Below are 718 nucleotides of genomic sequence, written 5' to 3'. Positions count from 1 at the left end.
ACGCAACGACCGGCCGGCCGGGCGCCCGCCGGCCGGTTTCGATATAAAAACCGCCTCATGCCCTAGTACTCATTGCCCATGAAGCTATAAAAACAATAGCAACACACCGCTGCGCGGGAGCCCCGCGCCGGGCGAACGGCCGTCCTACAGCTGAAAGCCCACCGCCCGCACCACGCCCTCGCCGATGTCGCGCGGCCAGGACGGGCGCCGGGGCACATAGGGCCGCGCCAGGGCGATCTGGCGCGCGCACCAGTCCGAGAGCCACTGCACCTCGGCCGGGCCGTAGAAGGCCGTCATCGCCTCGTAGTTGAGGAACAGGCTGCGCGCGTCGAGGTTGAGCGAGCCGGACAGGGCCAGGTCGTCGTCGATCAGCACGGCCTTGGCGTGCACCATGCCCGGTGCGAGCCACACCTCGGCACCGGCCTGGGCCAGTTCGCGCAGGGCGCGCTCGCGGGCCCAGTCGGCCAGGCGGTGGTTGGAGCGCCAGGGCACCAGCAGGCTCACTCGAACGCCGCGGCGGCAGGCCATGCACCAGGCGTCCAGCAGCGCGTCGTCGGGCACGAAATACGGTGTCACGGCCACGATGCGCTCCTGCGCGTGGTAGGCGCCGGCCAGCAGCAGGGCATGCACGGTGTCGTCCGCGTGGTCCGGTCCGCTGGGCACCCACTGGGCCAACGGGCCCTCGGGCGGGCCCGGCGGCAGCGGCTGGGGCAGCGCG

1 protein-coding gene is annotated in these 718 nt (G+C 72.0%); it reads right to left on the bottom strand.

Translation table 11 applies throughout. The features are described 5' to 3' along the window. Window positions 1-144: 144 nt before the first annotated feature. A partial coding sequence (locus AC27IQ_RS26325; RefSeq protein WP_487091416.1) for a phospholipase D-like domain-containing protein occupies window positions 145-718 on the bottom strand: 574 nt, incomplete at its 5' end.

It is taken from the genome of Acidovorax sp. KPB24-07, assembly GCF_057543315.1.
The sequence above is the reverse complement of the archived record's forward strand: the minus strand, read 5'-3'. Positions and strand labels throughout refer to the sequence as shown.